The organism is Mesorhizobium sp. UC74_2 (assembly GCF_042701485.1).
Lineage (GTDB): Bacteria > Pseudomonadota > Alphaproteobacteria > Rhizobiales > Rhizobiaceae > Mesorhizobium.
In genome coordinates, this window is the sequence record NZ_CP170562.1 from 4,161,189 (window position 1) to 4,179,150 (window position 17,962).

At 63.5% G+C, this 17,962-nt stretch carries 16 protein-coding genes, 1 tRNA gene and 2 pseudogenes; 9 read left to right on the plus strand and 10 right to left on the minus strand.

Features of this window, described 5'->3' with window-relative positions; translation table 11 throughout:
* Positions 1 to 3 precede the first annotated feature (3 nt).
* Positions 4 to 1,752: a hydantoinase B/oxoprolinase family protein gene (locus tag ACFJIU_RS20210; RefSeq protein WP_379062895.1), complete on the minus strand. Its 1,749-nt coding sequence runs from the start codon at positions 1,750 to 1,752 to the stop codon at positions 4 to 6.
* A 217-nt stretch (positions 1,753 to 1,969) separates the two neighbouring features.
* Here ACFJIU_RS20210 and ACFJIU_RS20215 point away from each other — a divergent pair, with 217 nt between their 5' ends.
* Positions 1,970 to 2,941, plus strand: a complete 972-nt coding sequence (locus ACFJIU_RS20215; RefSeq protein ID WP_379062897.1) for a helix-turn-helix domain-containing protein — start codon at positions 1,970 to 1,972, stop codon at positions 2,939 to 2,941.
* Between the two features lie 9 nt (positions 2,942 to 2,950).
* Here ACFJIU_RS20215 and ACFJIU_RS20220 read toward each other — a convergent pair whose 3' ends face one another.
* Entirely contained in the window at positions 2,951 to 3,346 is a 396-nt protein-coding gene (locus ACFJIU_RS20220; RefSeq protein ID WP_379062899.1) for a GFA family protein, read from the minus strand.
* A gap of 240 nt (positions 3,347 to 3,586) precedes the next feature.
* On the opposite strand from ACFJIU_RS20220, the gene ACFJIU_RS20225 reads away from it, so the two are divergent.
* On the plus strand, positions 3,587 to 4,318 hold the full coding sequence (locus ACFJIU_RS20225; RefSeq protein WP_379062901.1) for a 16S rRNA (uracil(1498)-N(3))-methyltransferase: 732 nt from the start codon (positions 3,587 to 3,589) through the stop codon (positions 4,316 to 4,318).
* Here ACFJIU_RS20225 and ACFJIU_RS20230 read toward each other — a convergent pair.
* A complete protein-coding gene (locus tag ACFJIU_RS20230) occupies positions 4,224 to 5,270 on the minus strand; it encodes an alpha/beta fold hydrolase (RefSeq protein ID WP_379062903.1) in 1,047 nt (348 codons plus the stop codon). The two genes, ACFJIU_RS20225 and ACFJIU_RS20230, sit on opposite strands and share 95 nt — an antisense overlap.
* Before the next feature lie 91 nt (positions 5,271 to 5,361).
* Between ACFJIU_RS20230 and ACFJIU_RS20235 the strand changes: the two genes are divergently transcribed.
* Positions 5,362 to 5,949 carry a TetR/AcrR family transcriptional regulator gene (locus tag ACFJIU_RS20235; RefSeq protein ID WP_379062905.1) on the plus strand — a complete coding sequence of 196 codons (588 nt, stop codon included), beginning with the start codon at positions 5,362 to 5,364 and terminating at the stop codon, positions 5,947 to 5,949.
* A gap of 129 nt (positions 5,950 to 6,078) precedes the next feature.
* A pseudogene (locus ACFJIU_RS20240) lies at positions 6,079 to 7,453 on the plus strand (glutamate--cysteine ligase).
* Between the two features lie 100 nt (positions 7,454 to 7,553).
* Here the strand turns inward: ACFJIU_RS20240 and ACFJIU_RS20245 are convergent.
* A complete protein-coding gene (locus ACFJIU_RS20245; protein WP_379073176.1) occupies positions 7,554 to 8,384 on the minus strand; it encodes a GyrI-like domain-containing protein in 831 nt (276 codons plus the stop codon).
* Positions 8,385 to 8,660: 276 nt separating this feature from the next.
* Here ACFJIU_RS20245 and ACFJIU_RS20250 point away from each other — a divergent pair.
* The 3 genes and pseudogenes from ACFJIU_RS20250 (at position 8,661) to ACFJIU_RS20260 (ending at position 11,425) form a co-directional block, all read left to right on the plus strand.
* A pseudogene (locus tag ACFJIU_RS20250) lies at positions 8,661 to 9,517 on the plus strand (DUF937 domain-containing protein).
* A gap of 58 nt (positions 9,518 to 9,575) precedes the next feature.
* Entirely contained in the window at positions 9,576 to 10,163 is a 588-nt protein-coding gene (locus tag ACFJIU_RS20255; RefSeq protein WP_379062907.1) for a hypothetical protein, read from the plus strand.
* A 227-nt stretch (positions 10,164 to 10,390) separates the two neighbouring features.
* Positions 10,391 to 11,425: an aldo/keto reductase gene (locus ACFJIU_RS20260; protein ID WP_379062909.1), complete on the plus strand. Its 1,035-nt coding sequence runs from the start codon at positions 10,391 to 10,393 to the stop codon at positions 11,423 to 11,425.
* Between the two features lie 180 nt (positions 11,426 to 11,605).
* Here the strand turns inward: ACFJIU_RS20260 and ACFJIU_RS20265 are convergent, their stop codons facing one another.
* Entirely contained in the window at positions 11,606 to 11,896 is a 291-nt protein-coding gene (locus ACFJIU_RS20265) for a DUF1127 domain-containing protein (RefSeq protein WP_379062911.1), read from the minus strand.
* Between the two features lie 235 nt (positions 11,897 to 12,131).
* Between ACFJIU_RS20265 and ACFJIU_RS20270 the strand changes: the two genes are divergently transcribed.
* Positions 12,132 to 13,088, plus strand: coding sequence for a LysR substrate-binding domain-containing protein (locus tag ACFJIU_RS20270; RefSeq protein ID WP_129411258.1), 957 nt, complete (start codon positions 12,132 to 12,134; stop codon positions 13,086 to 13,088).
* Between the two features lie 70 nt (positions 13,089 to 13,158).
* Here the strand turns inward: ACFJIU_RS20270 and ACFJIU_RS20275 are convergent, their stop codons facing one another.
* Entirely contained in the window at positions 13,159 to 14,106 is a 948-nt protein-coding gene (locus ACFJIU_RS20275; protein WP_379062913.1) for a DMT family transporter, read from the minus strand.
* 137 nt (positions 14,107 to 14,243) lie between these two features.
* On the opposite strand from ACFJIU_RS20275, the gene xseA reads away from it, so the two are divergent.
* Positions 14,244 to 15,848 (plus strand): exodeoxyribonuclease VII large subunit, encoded by a 1,605-nt coding sequence (xseA, locus tag ACFJIU_RS20280; RefSeq protein ID WP_379062915.1) that lies wholly within the window; start codon positions 14,244 to 14,246, stop codon positions 15,846 to 15,848.
* A 60-nt stretch (positions 15,849 to 15,908) separates the two neighbouring features.
* Here xseA and ACFJIU_RS20285 read toward each other — a convergent pair whose 3' ends face one another.
* From ACFJIU_RS20285 to ACFJIU_RS20300, 4 genes are all read right to left on the minus strand, one after another.
* Positions 15,909 to 16,271 (minus strand): VOC family protein, encoded by a 363-nt coding sequence (locus ACFJIU_RS20285; RefSeq protein ID WP_379062917.1) that lies wholly within the window; start codon positions 16,269 to 16,271, stop codon positions 15,909 to 15,911.
* Between the two features lie 55 nt (positions 16,272 to 16,326).
* Positions 16,327 to 16,569 carry a hypothetical protein gene (locus ACFJIU_RS20290; RefSeq protein ID WP_379062919.1) on the minus strand — a complete coding sequence of 81 codons (243 nt, stop codon included), beginning with the start codon at positions 16,567 to 16,569 and terminating at the stop codon, positions 16,327 to 16,329.
* Between the two features lie 176 nt (positions 16,570 to 16,745).
* Positions 16,746 to 16,822, minus strand: a tRNA-His gene (locus ACFJIU_RS20295).
* A 482-nt stretch (positions 16,823 to 17,304) separates the two neighbouring features.
* The gene (locus ACFJIU_RS20300; protein ID WP_326894024.1) at positions 17,305 to 17,757 is read right to left on the minus strand and encodes a phasin; all 453 of its coding nucleotides are present in this window, start codon (positions 17,755 to 17,757) and stop codon (positions 17,305 to 17,307) included.
* Positions 17,758 to 17,962: the final 205 nt, after the last annotated feature.

Sequence of the window (17,962 nt, forward strand, 5' to 3'; positions counted from 1 at the left end):
TCCTCAGGCTGCGCGCAGTCGCTTGGTTTCGGCCAGGTCGACATCCAGCATTTCAGGGTCGGCGATGGCCACGCCATAGTCGGCGCGTGCGCCTTCAATCGAGACGAGGCCGTTGCGAACGTCCCACACCACCTTCTCGATCGGCCGCTCGAAAGGATTGCCGTAGCCGCCGCCGCCCGGATTGAGATTGGTGATCGTCTCGCCTGTCCTGATCGTCTGGATGATGTTCTTGCGTTCTACCTCGACCTTGCCGCCGCGTTTCAGCTCGACACGGCCGACTTTCTTGTCGACCAGGGCGGATTTCGCGCCGGCGGCCCCCATGGCCGGAATCCGGCGTCCCTCGCCGAAACCGATGCACAGCATGTCGCCGTCCAGCGGCTCGACTTCCCAGGCAGTGCCGGAACCGCCGCGGAATTTTCCGGCACCACCGGAATCGGTCATCAGCGAATAACGATGGATGATGATGGGATAGGAATATTCGAGCAGTTCGACATCGCCGGAGGTCAGCGCGCCGAAGCAGCATTCCGGTCCAACGGCGTGCCAGCCGTCCTGCTGCGGCGTGGCGCCGCCGCCCGAAATGATGGTCGCCAGAACCATCGTGACGAATTCCTCGTTGGTGCGGCTGTCCCTGCCGGCGATGTTGAGGCCGTTGGCATGGCCCCAGGAGGCGGCGACCTTGGAAGGCATCGCCTTCTCGAAGGCGAGACGCACGGCGTCGGTCAGCGTCTCCATCGGCGTCGTCGTGCAGTTCATGTGCGGCGCCGGCTCCTGCGCATTGCACAACGTGCCCTTCGGCCCGAAATCGACGGTGACGCAGCGATACAGCCCTTCATTGTAGGGCGGCGGCAGCGCGGCGAACATCATCAGGCCGAGATAGACGCCGGAATGCGAATTGCCCTCGTATGAGTTTATGAAATAGGGCACCTGCGGCGGGCTGGAGATGGCGATGTGGCAGCTGTCGCCCGTGATCGTCACGCGGGCGCCGATCTCGAAATCGCCGAAGCCGTGGCCGGCATCCTCGAGGATCGCCTTGCCTTCATAGGTGCCATCCGGAACGGTGGCGATCAACGAGCGCATGTGCCGGTCCGCCATGTCCAGCAGCGTGTCGATGCAGGCATCGACCGTCGGCTTGCCATATTTGTCGAGCAGCGCGATCAGGCTGCGTTCCCCGACCTGACAGGCGCCGATCAGGGCGCGAAAATCGCCCTCCTGGTCGCGCCGCGCCCGCATGTTGGTGAAGATCATGTTCAGTACATCGTTGCGCGGCTTGCCGCGATCCCAGATCTTCACCGGGGGGATGCGCAGGCATTCGGCATAGATCTCGGTCGCGTTGGGATTGTAGCCCGCCGGCACCGGGCCGCCGATGTCGGTGAGGTGACCCTTGCAGACGGTCCAGTAAACCAGTTCGCCATGGTAGAAGACCGGCTTGTACATACAGGTGTCGATGGCATGGCTGCCGCCGAAAGCCGGATCGTTATGCAGGATGAGATCGCCTTCGTGGATGTCGCCCTCGAAGAAACCGGCGACGGCTTTCATGGCGGGGATCAGCGAGCCGAGATGGATCGGGATATCCTGGCCCTGCAGGATCATCTCGGGCCGCGCGTTGAACAGCGCGGTCGAATAGTCGTGCGCCAGGTTGAAGACGGAAGACCGCGCTGTCTTTTCCAGCGCCAGCGTCATCTCGCGCTGTGTTGTCTCCAGCACGCCACGCACCACCGACAGCGTGATCGGATCGACTTTCATTGTCGTCATTGCAACCTTTTCCTCCGTGCAACGAGGCCTGCGGCCCATCGCACTTTTTGTTCCCGCACGGTGTCTGATGCACCGTTGCCGCCCAAGCGAAACAGGTTTTGCAGGCGCGGTCTTTGCGCTGCGCGAACAAAAAATTGACGTTGCGTGCACTGGCCGACACGCACGTTGCGTTCCGCGGCGACGGTGCCTAGTCTTCGGTAACGTCGTCGGATCGAGCATGAAGACGAGTGTCACAACAAGCGCGACGCGCCCCGCAGACCGGAGCCGGCACTGGCACCAGGCCATCGCCGGCGCCTATTTTCCACTCGACCTGAAATTCCGGAACGCCGACCATTTCTCGGGCGACCTGACGATCTGGCAGTTCGGCGACGTCTCGATCTCGCGCCTGACCTCCGACGCCCTGCAATATCTGCGCCTGCCCCACCATTTCCGCGCCGCCCGCAAGGAAGAGTTCCTGGTCACCGTACCGGCGCGTTCGGAAGTGTTCTTCTCGCAGGGCGGCAGTGAGATCAGCTGTTCGCCTGGCGGGTTCTTCCTGGAACGCAGCCACGAGCCGTATGAATTCAGCCACGCCGATCCTGCCGATCTCTGGGTGCTCAAGGTCGAGTCGCGGGCGCTCGCCGATCGCGTGCACGGTCCGGACCGTTTCTGCTCGCTGCAGTTCGATGCGGCGAACGGCGCGGGTGGCCTGTTCACCGACATGCTGCATCTGCTGCCGGCGCGCTTCGACACCATGAACGCCGAATCCCGCATCGCGGTCGGGCGGCAACTCGTCGACCTGCTGGCGCTGGCGATCAGGGCCGACGACCGCATCCTGATGTCGAAGAGTTCGACGGTGCGCAATGCCCATCTGGCGCGCATCGAAGCCTTCATCCGCGCCAATCTGAGAAACCCGGAACTTGATCCCGACCTGATAGCGCGCGCCTGTGGCCTGTCCACGCGCTACCTGCACGGCCTGTTCGGCGACATGGACCGCACGGTGGCCAGCTGGGTGCGGGAATTGCGCCTGGCCGCCTGCAAGGCAGCGCTCGAGGACCCCGCCAACAGCCAGACGGTGATGGAGATCGCCTATCGCTGGGGCTTCGGCGACCAGACGCAATTCAGCCGGACCTTCAAGGCGCGATACGGCACGCCTCCGGGCGAATATCGCGACTGTTTCAGGCGAGCCGGAAACGCTGCAAACGGATGACCAACCAGCCTACTTCAACGTTTCCTGGGCGATGGAAGGCACATCGGGCAGATCGTAATAATCGCCGGCGCATTCGGGATAGAGCTGGCTTTCCATCCTGAGACCGGTCGGGCCGTCGATCGTGCCAGCCCAGACGGAGAGCCGGTCGCTGTCGAACCGGCGCCAGAACAGGTTGGAGCCGCAGACCTTGCAGAAGCCGCGCTCGGCAACATCCGAGGAGCGGAACCAGTTCAGCGTATTGCCCCCGATCACCGCGTCGGCAGCCGCCACCTGCGTTGCCGCCACATAGTGGCCCGAGGTCTTGCGGCATTGCAGGCAATGGCAGGCGACGACCGGGCGCAGGTCGCCGCGCAGTTCATAGGTGGTGCCGCCGCACAGGCAGCCGCCGCGTGTGATCTTGCTCATGCATGCCCTCCATCATCGTCCCACAAAGCTAGGCGAGCCGTCCCGCTGGCGATGAGGTAAAACCGACCCCTGGTGTGCAATTCCAGCAAAAGTGCGTAGCGGTTTTGCGTCCGGAATTGCACAAAATAAAGAGTTGGAGCGTTTCAGCGTTTCCGTTGAGCGGAAACGCTCCAGGCGTCGTTGCCGGCAATACCGTCAGCCCGGCTTGACCTTGGGCAAGGCCTGCCGCATTGCTCGGCCATGCGCGCCAACTACAAAATGCAACGGCTGTTCGTGCCCGACGATCTGTCGGCCGGTGTCGAGTTCGAACCGGACACCCAGCAGAGCCACTACCTGATGCATGTGCTGCGCCTCGCCGACGGCGCCGAACTCCTGGCCTTCAACGGCCGCGACGGTGAATGGACAGCCGCAATCACCGCGAGGACGAAGAAGGCGGTGCGGCTCACCGTGAAGACGCAGCAACGGCCGCAACCGCCGCTGCCCGATCTGGTCTACTGCTTCGCGCCGCTGAAGGTCGGGCGGCAGGACTATCTCATCCAGAAGGCGGTGGAGATGGGCGCCGGCGTGTTGCAGCCAGTGCTGACCCAGCACACGCAAGGCAAGATCACGACCGAGCGCATGCATGCCAACGCCGTCGAAGCCGCCGAGCAATGCGGCGTGCTGGCCGTTCCGGCGGTGCGCGAGGCGGTCAAGTTCGAGCGGCTGCTTGCCGGCTGGGACAAGGAAAGGCGGCTGGTGTTCTGCGACGAGGATGCCTCGACCAACAACCCGCTGCCCGCCTTGCAGGCGATATCGGAAAAGAAGCTGGCGCTGCTGGTCGGCCCCGAAGGCGGCTTTTCCGACGAAGAGCGCCGCATGCTGCGCGCCCTGCCCTTCGTCACCGCAATTCCGCTGGGACCTCGCATCCTGCGCGCCGACACCGCCGCCGTGGCAGCGCTGGCGGTGATGCAGGCGACAGTCGGGGACTGGTAGAGAGCATCGTCACCTTCTCCCACAAAGAGAGGAGGAACCTTTCCCCACCTCCTTGTCGGGCCGGCGGATTGACCCCGTCGCGCAACCACAACAGCGTATCCAGCCAAAAGCCCGTGGCGTGGCGGTTGTGGAACAGGCTGAAGTGGCCAATTTTTTCCTGGCCGAGATCGGCGGGCCGGAGCAGGATCTGCGTGCGCTGTGCGCCGCGATAACGATCGAGCACGGCGCTGATCGCCGGCACGGTGGCGATGTCGTCATCGGACATGGTGACCGCCAGGATCGGTGCGGTCACGGCGTCGAAGCCACGCAGGACGGCTTCGCGCTGCCGTTGCGGATAGTTGTCTTCCAGATATGGCCGGCGAAAGGCCCACTCGTAGGCGATGCCAGCGGGCAGGTCCTCCAGCCAACCCAGGCGGCGGCCGGGGAAATAGCCGAACAGCGCCGTCAGCGCCGGCATGGCGACATGCCATTTCAGGAACAGGCGGCTGCGACGCGCAGGCGCGTAGTGACGCCAGCAGCCGAACTGCCCGCCGACCGAGAGCAGGCGGTGAATGGCCGGCGCATGACCGGCCAGCCCCGGCAAAGCGCCGCCGACGCTATGGCCGACGACGGAGACAGGAGCGGAACCGTCGCGTGCGAGAACCCAGGCCAGCACCGCCTCGAAGTCCTTTTCGCCCCATTCGCGCCAGCGATAGCCGCAACCGCGCAGCTGTGCCGGGCGTGAGGCGCCGATGCCGCGATAGTCGTAGGTGACGACATCGAAACCGTGCACGGCAAGGAAGCGGGCATAATGGTGGTAGTAGCAGGCCAGAACGCCGGTGGCCGGATTGATGATGGCGGTGCCGGCAGCCGGCCCGCTTACGCGCGGCCAGAAATGGCCGCCCAGGAGCACAGCGTCCGCAGCGGCGATCCCGATCGGCTGGGCTTCCTGGATCAGCGCTGAAACACTCATGGCAGGTCACTTCTCGAGCACAAGATGCATGAGATACGACATAGCCCAGACCAGCTTGTTGTTACACTCACTAGTCGGTATACATAGACTTATGAAACCGACTGCCAACACGACCCGCGAGCGCATCGTCGCAGCCGCCTCCAAGCTGTTCTACGGCCAGGGCGTGCGCGCGGTGTCGGTCGATGCCGTGGCCGAAAAAGCCGGGCTCACCAAGCGCACGTTCTATTATCATTTCGCCAGCAAGGACGAGCTAATCGCCGCCTATCTGGAGCGGCGTGACCAGCCCAATCTCGGGCTGTTCCGGCACTGGTTCACGGAGAGCGAGGGCGAGCTTGCCGACAAGGTCGCCGCCATCTTCCACACGCTCGGACAGGCGGCCAGGCGTCCGGCCTGGAAGGGTTGCGGCTTCCTGCGGACCGCCGCCGAACTGGCCGATATGCCGGGCCATCCGGCGATCCGTATCGGCATCGCCCACAAGAAGCGCTTCGAAGACTGGATGAAGGGCGTTTTCGAGGCCGATGGGATCAGGGACGCCGAGTTGCTGGCGCGCCAGATCCTGCTGTTGCTCGACGGCTCCTTCGCCACCGTCCTGCTCAACCGCGACCCCTCCTACATGGAGAGCGCGGGCGCTGCGGCGGCCACGCTTGTCAGGGTGGCACAAGGGCAACGCCCCCTCTAGACAATATTCAATTGCAGCGCGATCAAATCCTGTTGACGATTGGCTCAGGATTTTTTGCTTGATCGCCTCCTGACATTTCGTTCATCAAGCGCGCGGCGATTTACCGATCCGCCACCGAAGAGGGGCTTTATGGCACGCGACACGACCGATTTCCGACCCATCGAGGGCATGGACGAACTCGTCGACTACCTGGCCAAGGGCAACAAGCCGCGCTCCGAGTGGCGCATCGGCACCGAACACGAAAAATTCCCCTTCTATGTCGACGGCCATGCGCCGGTGCCTTATGGCGGCGACCGCGGCATCCGTTCGATCCTGGAAGGCATGCAGGAGAAACTCGGCTGGGATCCGATCCTGGATGAAGGCCGCATCATCGGCCTGGTCGAGCCGACTGGCCAGGGCGCGATCTCGCTGGAGCCGGGCGGACAGTTCGAGCTCTCAGGCGCACCACTGGAATCGATCCACCAGACCTGTCGCGAAGGCAATGCCCACCTGGCACAGGTGCGCGAGATCGCCGAGCCGCTCGGCATCCGCTTCCTCGGTCTCGGCGGCAGCCCGAAATGGACGCTTGCCGAGACGCCGCAAATGCCAAAGTCGCGTTATGAGATCATGACGCGCTACATGCCCAAGGTCGGCACCAAGGGCCTCGACATGATGTACCGCACCTGCACCATCCAGGTGAATCTCGACTTCGAGAGCGAGGCGGACATGCGCCGCAAGATGCAGGTTTCACTGAAACTGCAGCCGCTGGCCACCGCACTGTTTGCCAACTCACCCTTCACCGATGGCCGGCCCAACGGCCTGCAGAGCTGGCGCGGCGACATCTGGCGCGACACCGACAACCAGCGCTCCGGCCTGCTCGACTTCTGCTTCTCACCCCGAATTCGGCTTCGCCGACTATGTCGAATGGGCGCTCGACGTGCCGATGTATTTCATCATCCGTGACGGCCGCTACCACGACATGACGCACATCACCTTCCGCCAGTTCATGGAAGGCGCGGCGCGCAACCAGGTACCGGATGGCCTGCCCACCATGGGCGACTGGGCCAACCATCTGTCGACGCTGTTCCCCGACGTGCGCCTCAAGCGCTTCCTGGAAATGCGTGGCGCCGACGGCGGCCCGTGGCGGCGCATCTGCGCGCTGCCGGCCTTCTGGGTCGGCCTGCTTTATGATGAAGCGGCGCTCGACGCGGCCGAGGCGATGACACGCGACTGGAGCTATGAGGAAGTCAGGGCGATGCGCGACGCGGTGCCGGAGAAAGGCATCGGCACGTCGTTCCGCACGACCACGCTGCGCGAAGTCGCGCGCGAAACGCTTGCGCTGTCGCGCATGGGCCTTAGGAACCGCAACAGGCTGAACCGCGACGGCTTCGACGAAACCTCGTTCCTGTCTACGCTGGACGAGGTGGTGGCGCGCGGCACCACGAGCGCCGAAGAGATGCTGGCCGCCTACCACACACGCTGGGGCGACTCGATCGAGCCGGTGTTCCTGGAGTATGCGTATTGAGGCCTGCGTCTTGGTCTTACGCCGGGAGAACAAATTCGCGATCTTCACTGGAGCCGGCCGAAAACCGCCAGGCTCCAGTCCATGCATCACTTGACATGCATCACTTGATCGGAATCCAGATTTCGACCTCGCCGAAACCGCTCGCAGCGTCGAAACGCCCGTCATAACGCTCGAAATCCGGCGCACATGCCGTCTCGAGGCCCGCTTCCGGCAGGGACTTGTTCCAGATCGTATAGACGGTGCTGCGTATCGCGGAGATATGCCCCCGGTGGGTAAACACCGCATATCGGCAAGCCGGAATTCGTATGCGGGTCAGTTCCGCCGGGATGGCGGAGAAATCGCGGACTTCCACGCCGCAGATGTATTCGAAATTACCGGCATCGTCGCCGTTGCAGCAAACGCCGTAGCACGTCCATCCGACCTGCCCGGGGATGCTGCCGATCGATGGCCCGAAACGCTGCCACTGCGCGGGAATGCCCTCATTGGTCTCGAATGTATAACGCTCGCCGAGACCGGCAATCAGCAAGACCTGGCCGTCCTCGATGCGCGGCGCTTCCAAGTCGACGAGAAGACTGTGATCCATCCTGATCGGCTCCAGTAGTTTCAGGTTTTCGAGATGGCCTTGCGCGCGCACCTGCTCGGGTGTGAGGCCGAAATGGCTGCGGAAGGCCCGTGAGAAGGCTTCATGGGAGCCGTAGCCCGCGTCCAGTGCCACGGCCAGGATGTCCGGCGCGCCTGCGGAAAGCGCCCGGGCCGCCTCGGCCAGGCGACGGTTGCGCAGATAACCCATCACCGTGTGACCGGTCGCGGCCCCGAACACCCGTGACAGGTGAAAGCGCGAGACGCCGCTCGCCTCGGCGACATCCGCCAGCGAAATGGCTTGCCCGAAGCGGTGCTCGATAAGCCACAGGGCTTTGCCGACGGGATCCATGCGCTCTCCCATGAAGATTTTCTCCTTATGGCCGATTCCGGGTGCCGCCATTTGATCGCCGTTGCGCATGGACGATGTCCAGATGGCTCGAATGCGATCGAAACGCTCGAGCCAATTGCCCACTTCAATCCTGCATTGAAAGGCTCTACGCTCCCCTTGATACGCAAAACCGCAGCGCACTTTTGCTGGAATTGCTTGAGAAGCGCATAGGCTGAGGAGGAGCAAGACGTGCTGAACCTGTTCGACATGCTGAACCAGTCCCAGAACGGCAACGGCATGGAGGCGCTGGCACGGCAGTTCAACCTGAGCCAGCAGCAGACGCAGGCAGCGGTCGAGGCACTGCTGCCCGCCTTCAGCCAGGGCCTGAAGCGCAACACCGCCGACCCCTATGGCGTCGGCACCTTCATGAACGCGATGGCCAGCGGCCAGTACGGTCAGTATTTCGACAATGCAGCCCGGCCTTTTCGCCGCAGGGCGTGAGCCAGGGCAACGATGTGCTCGGCCAGTTGTTCGGCTCCAAGGACCTGTCGCGCGCCGTCGCGGCGCAGGCTGCACAGGCCAGCGGCGTCGGCCAGCAGGTGTTGCAGCAGATGCTGCCGGTGCTGGCCTCGATGGTGATGGGCGGGCTGTTCAAGCAGACCACCAACCAGATGCAGGCCGGCGGTTTCGGCGGCGGCAACAACCCGTTCGGCCAGATCATCGAGGAGATGATGCGGCAGGGTGGCGGCATGATGGGCGGGCAGCCGCAGCAGCGCCAGGCGCCGCAGGGCCAGAACCCGTTCGGCAACAACCCGCTGGGCGACAATCCGCTCGGCAAGGTGCTGCAGGACATGTTCGGCGGCGGCGCACAGCAACAGGCGCCGCAGCCGCAGCAGCCGCAAAACCCTTTCGGCGACAACAATCCCTGGGGCAAGATCCTGCAGGACATGCTGGGCGGCGCACAGCAGGCGCCCGACCCTGCCCCGCAGCGTCGCGCTCCGGAACCCGAACCGAACCCGAGCGGTCGGGCGCGCAACCCTTATGACGACATCTTCGGCAAGATGTTCGAAAGCGGCCGCCAGCAGCGCGACGACTACCAGCAGGGCGTCGAAAGCATCTTCGACCAGTTCCTCAAAGGCATGGACCGCCGGTAAGCCAATTCCTTAACGAGTGTGCGGCAGTCTCCACGGCGCTGGATCGAGGGGACCATGCATGTTCGGCTTGTTTGGGAAGAAAAAAGCCGCTCCTGTCCGCGTGGTGGCCGTGCTGAATGCCAGATTACAGCCGCTGGACCGCGGCGAGATCGAAGACGCATTCGACGTGGCCATGTCGGAACAGGGCTTCGGCATCCGCACGGTGGGTGGCGGCACCTTGCTGGAGGCCAACGGCGAAGTCAGCCAATGCGACATCGAGATCGAAATCGACGAATTCTCGGACAAGGCGGTCGACACGGTGAAGGGCGTTCTTGGCGCGATGCTGGCGCCCAGAGGGTCGCATCTGCTGCTGCCGAGCCAGAACAACCAGCGCATCGCTTTCGGCACGCATGAAGGCCTCGCCCTTTACCTGAACGGCACCGATCTTCCGGACGAAGTCTACCGGACTTGCGATTCCAACCACGTCCATGCCGAGTGCCAGCGCCTGCTGGAAGGCATCGGCCATGTGGCAAGCCACTGGCAGGGACCAACGGAGACGGCGCTTTACATGTATGGACGCAAATTCGAGGAAATGCGGCAGCGGGTGGGACCGTTCCTGCAGGCATATCCCCTGTGCGCGCGATGCCGTATCGAGCAGATCGCCTAGAGCATTTTGTAGCCAAGTGGAATCACTTGGCGTTACAAAAGTGCGACGAAAACAAAACTTAGAGCGTTTCCGCGTTTCCGTGAAAAACGGAAACGCTCTAGCATCCGTCTCGCGGCAAGTTCGAACAGGATGTGACCTGAGTTCACAAATCCTGTGCCTTTCACCACTCTGGCTCACGAAACGATGCGCTTCTATCTAGCCATCATTGGCAGATGGAGACTTCTAAGATGGAATACCGCAATCTCGGCAGATCGGGCCTGAGAGTTCCCGTGCTGTCCTTCGGCGCGGGCACGTTCGCCGGCAAGGGGCCGCTGTTCAGCGCCTGGGGCAATACCGGTGTCGAAGAGGCCCGCCGGCTGGTGGACATCTGCCTGGAGGCCGGTGTCAACCTGTTCGACACCGCCGACGTCTATTCCGACGGCGCGTCGGAAACCGTGCTCGGCGAGGCGATCAAGGGCCGGCGCAACGACGTGCTGATCTCGACCAAAGCCAGCCTGCCGCTGGGCGACGGGCCGAACCAATGGGGATCGTCGCGCAGCCGGCTGATCGAGGCGGTGGATGCCGCGCTCGGCCGGCTCGGCACCGACCATATCGACATTTTCCAGTTGCATGCCTTCGATGCGCACACACCGGTCGAGGAAGTACTTTCCACACTCGACGGTCTCGTGCAGGCCGGCAAGCTGCGCTACATCGGCGTCTCCAACTTCTCCGGCTGGCAGATCATGAAGTCGCTGGCGGCGTCGGAACGGCACGGCTGGTCGCGTTATGTCGCCAACCAGGTCTACTATTCGCTGGTCGGCCGCGACTATGAGTGGGACCTGATGCCTCTCGGCCAGGACCAGGGCCTCGGCGCGCTGGTGTGGAGCCCGCTCGGCTGGGGCCGCTTGACCGGCAAGATCAGCCGCAACGCTCCGATCCCTGCCGGCAGCCGGCTGCATGAGACAGCCGACTTCGGTCCGCCGGTGGAGGACGAACATCTCTACCGCGTCGTCGATGCACTGCAGGAGGTGGGGAAGGAGACCGGCAAGAGCGTGCCGCAGATCGCCATCAACTGGCTGCTGCAGCGGCCGACGGTGTCTTCCGTCATCATCGGCGCGCGCAACGAAGAGCAGTTGCGCCAGAACCTCGGCGCCGTCGGCTGGTCGCTGACGCCGGAACAGGTCGCCAGGCTCGATGCCGCAAGCAGCGTGACCGCGCCATACCCGCACTTCCCTTATCACCGCCAGGAAGGCTTCGCGCGGCTCAACCCGGCGATGGTGTGAGAGGTCCCTTCTCCCACAAGGGGAGAAGGGAAAACGTGCTCCCAAAAAAGAAAAAGCCCGGTCCGTGGGGGGACCGGGCGGTGCGCAGGTCCCGGCTGGGTCGAGCCGGAAGGGAGTGGGAAACCTGCAGCAACCTTGTTCCGCCGTGTCCCGCTGGAGGCCGGAACACGAGGCGAAAGATCAGGCTACCCTGCGGGCCAGTTCCTCGATCGAGGCGATACGCTCGCTGGCGATCGAACGCAGCTTCACCGTCGGATCCGAACCGAAGGGCAGGTCGATGGCGACGGAGAGATCGGCTCGGGTCAGACCGATATCGGCCAGTTCCGCATCAGACATCTCGCCGAGGCGATAGAAGGTGCGTCGGTTTTGCCAGGCATGGAAAAAGCCGATCATGCGATTGAACACACGCGTCGCAGCAGCCGGGGTCGCGGTGATGTGCGCGCTCTCTGGGGCGAAATCATACGTGGTCATGGATCTTCTCCTCGAAACCGCGCGCAGCAGGGTTCCGCACCGCCAAAAAGGCGGTCCGAAGCCGTTTCACACGCGCTCATATGGACAATTGAATAAATGCCACGCCGCGATTGATTAATCCAACGAATGTTTTTAATCTCTATCATCAACTCTGATGATGAATGGAGCCGACAGCTCGATTTCTTCGACGAATGGTTTCTATCAAAATCATCAAAAACGATGATGGATCATACCGATGAAAGCGCCGCTCGACCTCGACCAGTTGCAGACCTTCATCTCGATCGCAGACACAGGGTCCTTCACCCGCGCCGCCGAAGAGGTGCACCGCACGCAGTCGGCGGTGTCGATGCAGATGCGACGGCTGGAGGAGCGCATCGGCAAGCCGTTGTTCGAAAAGGATGGCCGCTCCAACAAGCTGACCGAGGATGGCGACCGGCTTCTGTCTTACGCCCGCCGGCTGATCTATCTGAACCGCGAGACACTTTCCGCCTTCGACGACAACCGGCTGGAGGGCACCATCCGCATCGGCACGCCGGACGATTATGCCGACCGTTTCCTGCCCGAGATCATGGCGCGCTTTGCTCGCTCCAACCCGCGCGTGGAACTCACCGTCACCTGCGAACCGACGCCCGGCCTGGTGGAGCAGATCAAGCGCGGCCATCTCGACCTGGCGCTGGTCACCCACAACGACGCACGCGGCCAGTCGGAAGTGGTGCGGCGCGAACCGCTGCTGTGGGTCACCTCCGCCAACCACGCCACCCATGAGGAAGAAGTGCTGCCGATGGCCTTCGGCCGGCCAAACTGCATCTGGCGCCGTGCCGCCTGCGATGTCCTGGACGAGATGAGGCGCGACTACCGCATCCTGTTCTCATCCTTCTCGGCAACGGTTATCGCGGCGGCAGTGCTGTCGGGGCTGGCGATCTCGGTGCTGCCGGAATGCGCGCTGCGTCCCGGCATGCGGGTACTGGGCGAAGCCGACGGCTTCGGCCTGCTGCCCGACTGCCGCATAGGCCTGATGCGCGGCCAGACCAGCCGTCCGGAAATCGTCGAAGCGCTGGCGCGCCACATCGCCGAAAGCCTCGACAACATCTCGGTGCCGATGAACGAAGAACCCGGCAGCTTCGACTTCGCCTCGCTCGCCTTCACCAAGATGAAGCGCACCAAGCCCAGCCAGATCATGCCAGGCTGGTAAGAGACGGTTTTCCGTCCGGAATCGCGTAAAGCAAAGAGCCAGAGCGGTTCCGATAAAAGGCGGAAACGCTCTAGCGACGACCGCTGCGCACCACCAGCACGTTGCCGATGGCGACCAGCGCAAGGCCGACGATGGCGAAGGCGGTCCACCGGTAGCCTTCGAGCACGGTCGAGACCAGCAGCGCGAAGATCGGGAACAACACCGTGGCATAGCCGGCGCGCGCCGCGCCGATGCGGCCGAGCAGCGTGAGGTAGGCGGCAAAACCCATGATGGTGGAAACGACCGCCAGGAACAGCAGCGAGCCGAAATAGGCCACCGTCGGCACCACGGTGAAGGTGCGGCCCATCAGCAAGGCCAGGATCGCCGACCACAGCGTGCCGTAGAACATGCCCCAGGCGTTCATCGAGACGAGCGGCAGGCCCTTGCGCATGCCGGCGGCCGAGATCACGTTGCCGACACAGAAGGAGAGCGTGCCGGCGACGCAGAAAGCAAGCCCGACCAGCGTGCCACCACCGAGATCGTGCCCGATGATCTCTGGCAGGAACATCAACGCAATGCCGCAGAAACCGGTGAGCCCGCCAAGCAGGATGCGCGGCGACGGCCTTTCACGCATGACCACGGCGCCAAGCATCATGTTCATCACCGAAGCCAGCGAGAAGACCACCGACAGCAGCCCGGAGACCAGGTAGCCGGCGCCGTAGTAGAACAGCAGGAAATTGGACGAGAACATCAGGATGCCGAGCGCCACGAAGCGCATGTGGTCGGCCAGGGCGAAACGCAGCCGGCCACGCTTCAAAACCACCCAGCCGAACATCAGCGCGGTGGCGATGGCGAACCGCCAGACGATGTTGACCTCGTTGGCCACCGTGCCGACCTGGAACTCGATGGCGTACCAGGACAGGCTCCAGGCAACGACGGTGAGCGCATAGAGGCCGTAGTCGAGCGGCTCGAACGGACGTTCGCTGGCGCTGCGCGTAACGGGCGCGGCTTCAGGCGGCCGGGATTGCTGCATGTTCATGGCAACGCCTTGATTTCGGGAATTGCGCATCGGTAGGCCTGCCGGCCATGCACGTCCATCGCATTCGTGTGGTCCAGCAACGCCAGCTCCGTCCGCGGGGGCTTGACCCATCCCCCCTCCAGCGCGCCAATCGGTGCATGAGTGATTTTTTCGAAGACGATTCGAGGCCGGGCGCGACAAACGCCACCGAGTACACGGTGAGCGAGATTTCCGGTGCGCTGAAGCGCACCGTGGAGGACACCTTCGGCAATGTGCGCGTGCGCGGCGAGATTTCCGGCTATCGCGGCCCGCATTCGTCGGGCCACGCCTATTTCGCGCTGAAGGACGACCGGTCCCGACTCGACGCCGTGGTGTGGAAAGGCACCATGAGCAGGCTGCGCTTCCGCCCCGAAGAGGGCATGGAAGTGATCGCCTCCGGCAAGCTCACCACCTATCCCGGCAAATCGAACTACCAGATCGTCATCGACAATCTGGAACCCGCCGGCGCCGGCGCGTTGATGGCTATGCTGGAAGAGCGTAAGCGTCGCCTCGCTGCCGAGGGCCTGTTCGACGCCGGCCGCAAGCAGCTCCTGCCCTATATGCCTTCGGTCATCGGCGTCGTCACCTCGCCCACCGGCGCGGTGATCCGCGATATCCTGCATCGCATCCGCGACCGCTTCCCGCTGCACGTGCTGGTGTGGCCGGTGCGTGTGCAGGGCGAAACGGCCGGCATGGAAGCAACCATAGCGATCGAGGGCTTCAACAGCCTGGAGCCAGGCGGACCGATCCCGCGGCCGGACCTGATCATCGTGGCGCGCGGCGGCGGCAGCCTTGAGGATCTCTGGGGCTTCAATGATGAAGGGCTGGCACGGGCCGTTGCGGCTTCCGAAATCCCGATCATCTCGGCGGTCGGGCACGAGACCGACTGGACGCTGATCGACCTCGCCGCCGACGTACGCGCACCGACACCGACCGGTGCCGCCGAAATCGCGGTCCCGGTCAAAGGGGAGCTGGAGGCGACGCTCGCCAATCTGTCGGCGCGGCTTTCGGCGGCCTTGTCGCGCGGCATCGACCGTCGCCGCCAGGCGGCTCGCGCCGCGGCACGGGCGTTGCCCTCGCCGGACCAGTTGCTGGCGTTGCCGAGACGCCGTTTCGACGAGGCTGAAAATCGGCTTGCCCGTGCGCTGTCGGTGGCCATCGAGCGCAAACGCGGCCGGCTCGGCGCCATCCGGCTGACACCGGCGACGTTGTCGCGGCGCATGGATGAGGCGCGGCGGCTGACCGCGCGCGATCTGGCCCGCGCGCAGGCGGCTTTCCTCGGCATCGTGCGCGAGCGACGCGCGCGCTTCATGCGCACCGCGGCACGGCTTTCACCCGCCCCGATCGCACGCCGGCAGAAGCTGCAGGGCGACGCGCTGGCAACGCTGGCGCGCCGCAAGGACCAGGCGATGACGGTACGGCTGGAGCGGCTGCGCGCGCGCCTCACCCAGGCCGACCGGCTTTTGTCGACGTTGAAACTCTCGGAACAGGCGATCCTGGAGCGCGGCTATGCGCTGGTCCTCGACGCCGGCGGCACGCTGGTGAAGCGGGCGGCTGAAGTGACGCCGGGTACCGCGCTGGAACTGCGCTTTGCCGATGGCTCCGCGCATGCCACGGCCGAGGGCGGCGAACCGGCGCCAGGCCCGGCAACTGCCAGCCCACCGAAACCAGTTCGGGCCGCGCCGAAAGACAAGGGCACCAGCGGCCAAGGATCGCTGTTTTAACCCGCGACATATTCGATCGATCCCCCTCTCCCGTAAGGGGGGAAGGGACTTGCAACCGCTTTAGTCGCTTTTCCGGAAAGCGCGGCTCGAGACGGAGATGGAATTCTGGCAGGGATCTTTCGCGTTCGCGAAAAGGTAGCCATCGGCCTTGTGGATGGCGCCGAAATCGAGGCCGTCTTCGGCGCGCTGCCTGCAGAACAGCTCGACATCCTCGACGTCGAAGACCAGCTTGACGCTCGACTGACCGCCGCGCTGACCTTTTGCGGCCTGATGAAGCAGGATGTTGGCACCGCCATCGCTGGCGACGAGCTCGACAATCCTGTCGCCAGGCAAGCGGATTGCCGTGAAGCCGAAATGCCGTTGATAGAAACGGGCGGTTTCCTCGACATCCCTGGCGTAGATGACGATCCGGCCAAGTGGCATCGGCAACCCCGAGAACGGTGGTGCCCTTCTCCGCCCGCTGGAGAAGGGAGCAGGCTCAGGCCGCCTTGTCGGCGTCCGTTTCCGCCTCGACGGCCTCTTCGAGGCGCGAAGCGATCAGTTCCTGGATATCGCCGACCTCTTCCTGGAGGTCTTCCAGCGGGATTCCCGCTTCGGCGGCCTTGGCGGCACACTGCTTGGCCAGGACCTCGGCATGCTTGTCGATCTTCACCGCTTCGGACGGGGCACAGCACTCCTTGCCGATCCAGTCCTGCAGAAATTCGATCGCGTGTACGCTCATAATTGAACTACCCGTTTCGGTTCTTTCCGGCTGCCAGCGCTGTCGGCGCGGCCGGCCGGTGTCCCTATTTAATAGAAACCGAGTCGCAAGCTCACGGCAACCTTACCGGCTACCCAAAGAACAAGACCTGTTTTCAGTGATTGGTTTTCGGGGCATCCACCCGGCGAAAAAAGAAGTGGTACCGTTGGCTGGGATCGAACCAGCGACCTCCGGATCCACAATCCGGCGCTCTAACCATCTGAGCTACAACGGCACTCATGCCCGTCGATGATCGCAACACCAGCTCCACTCGTGTCAGCCGCGCTCCGTCATCCGGCGAAGCGTCCATACGGGCAATCGGATCGTAATTCAAGGCTCTTGCGAAGGCAAAGGCCCGCTCACCCACATCCGTGTTCACCCGGCCCCCGATCTTACGCTGGGGATACCGACGCATTTCATACAAACTCAAGCCTCTGCCGAGACGCAGTACCGGTTTTCGGAGAGGTCCTACCTTTTCTTAAGAAAAAGGCCGGCGGGAGGAGGAGCCGGCCTTTTTCCGATATGAAGCCGGCGGGAGGAGGAGCCGGCTTTTGCCTGGAGCGGAGGGAGGAGGAACCACCCCAGGTATCTCTTGCCTCATAAAGCTAGGAAGCCGGTTCGATGCTTACAAGACCCCGGCCTGCCCTTGCCATTTTGCCGCACTTTCCAGTGCGCATCGTAGTTCCGAAAATCGACGCCGACTTTCGGGTCGATGCATCAGGCGGCCTTGGAGACGTCCTTGAAGGCCTTCTCGAAAGCGGCCTTGTAAGGCTTGGAAACTTCTTCGGCGGCCTTGGAGGCGGCAGCCTGGAATTCCTTGGCCTGCTCGACAACGGTCTCGACGCGCTTGCGCAGGAACGAGGTCTGCAGCTCGACGACTTCCGACAGCGACTTGGCGCCGACGAGGGCCTCGAGGTGCGAGAAATTGGCTTCGGCGTTGGCGCGCAGCGTGGCGATCGCCTTCAGCGACAGGTCGCTCGAGGTGGTCTTGGCGGTCTCGTAGCTGGTTTCGAAAGCCTTCTTGGCTTCCTCGGCGCCGGTCTTCAGCTTGGCGAAGGTCTCCTTCGACTGCTCGACGCCCTTCTCGGCGAAAGCGCGAACCTGGTCAGCAGCCTGCGAAGCATCGAAGGTCGGGAATTCGGTGGTCTCAGCGGTCTTCGTCTTGGTCATTTTCCATCCTCGTTGTGGACGGGCACATCCGCATCTCTGGCGCCGCGCCGTCTCGTTCATTTCTGTTAACACCATAGCATTTCTCATTGTGCAGTGCAATATTTATGTTGCGACGCAACATTAGTGAAAAGAAACAAGGGAATGCCCGCGTTAACCAAAAGCCCTACTTTTCAAGTGGGCTATCTTCTGGCTTGTGGACCTTGCT

What these genes read in the sequence shown, in the direction of transcription:
- ACFJIU_RS20210 (WP_379062895.1), bottom strand. Translation starts at nt 1,752, where the DNA reads ATGACGACAATGAAAGTCGATCCGATCACGCTGTCGGTGGTGCGTGGC.
- ACFJIU_RS20215 (WP_379062897.1), top strand. Translation starts at nt 1,970, where the DNA reads ATGAAGACGAGTGTCACAACAAGCGCGACGCGCCCCGCAGACCGGAGC.
- ACFJIU_RS20220 (WP_379062899.1), bottom strand. Translation starts at nt 3,346, where the DNA reads ATGAGCAAGATCACACGCGGCGGCTGCCTGTGCGGCGGCACCACCTAT.
- ACFJIU_RS20225 (WP_379062901.1), top strand. Translation starts at nt 3,587, where the DNA reads ATGCGCGCCAACTACAAAATGCAACGGCTGTTCGTGCCCGACGATCTG.
- ACFJIU_RS20230 (WP_379062903.1), bottom strand. Translation starts at nt 5,270, where the DNA reads ATGAGTGTTTCAGCGCTGATCCAGGAAGCCCAGCCGATCGGGATCGCC.
- ACFJIU_RS20235 (WP_379062905.1), top strand. Translation starts at nt 5,362, where the DNA reads ATGAAACCGACTGCCAACACGACCCGCGAGCGCATCGTCGCAGCCGCC.
- ACFJIU_RS20245 (WP_379073176.1), bottom strand. Translation starts at nt 8,384, where the DNA reads ATGGATCCCGTCGGCAAAGCCCTGTGGCTTATCGAGCACCGCTTCGGG.
- ACFJIU_RS20255 (WP_379062907.1), top strand. Translation starts at nt 9,576, where the DNA reads ATGTTCGGCTTGTTTGGGAAGAAAAAAGCCGCTCCTGTCCGCGTGGTG.
- ACFJIU_RS20260 (WP_379062909.1), top strand. Translation starts at nt 10,391, where the DNA reads ATGGAATACCGCAATCTCGGCAGATCGGGCCTGAGAGTTCCCGTGCTG.
- ACFJIU_RS20265 (WP_379062911.1), bottom strand. Translation starts at nt 11,896, where the DNA reads ATGACCACGTATGATTTCGCCCCAGAGAGCGCGCACATCACCGCGACC.
- ACFJIU_RS20270 (WP_129411258.1), top strand. Translation starts at nt 12,132, where the DNA reads ATGAAAGCGCCGCTCGACCTCGACCAGTTGCAGACCTTCATCTCGATC.
- ACFJIU_RS20275 (WP_379062913.1), bottom strand. Translation starts at nt 14,106, where the DNA reads ATGAACATGCAGCAATCCCGGCCGCCTGAAGCCGCGCCCGTTACGCGC.
- xseA (WP_379062915.1), top strand. Translation starts at nt 14,244, where the DNA reads ATGAGTGATTTTTTCGAAGACGATTCGAGGCCGGGCGCGACAAACGCC.
- ACFJIU_RS20285 (WP_379062917.1), bottom strand. Translation starts at nt 16,271, where the DNA reads ATGCCACTTGGCCGGATCGTCATCTACGCCAGGGATGTCGAGGAAACC.
- ACFJIU_RS20290 (WP_379062919.1), bottom strand. Translation starts at nt 16,569, where the DNA reads ATGAGCGTACACGCGATCGAATTTCTGCAGGACTGGATCGGCAAGGAG.
- ACFJIU_RS20300 (WP_326894024.1), bottom strand. Translation starts at nt 17,757, where the DNA reads ATGACCAAGACGAAGACCGCTGAGACCACCGAATTCCCGACCTTCGAT.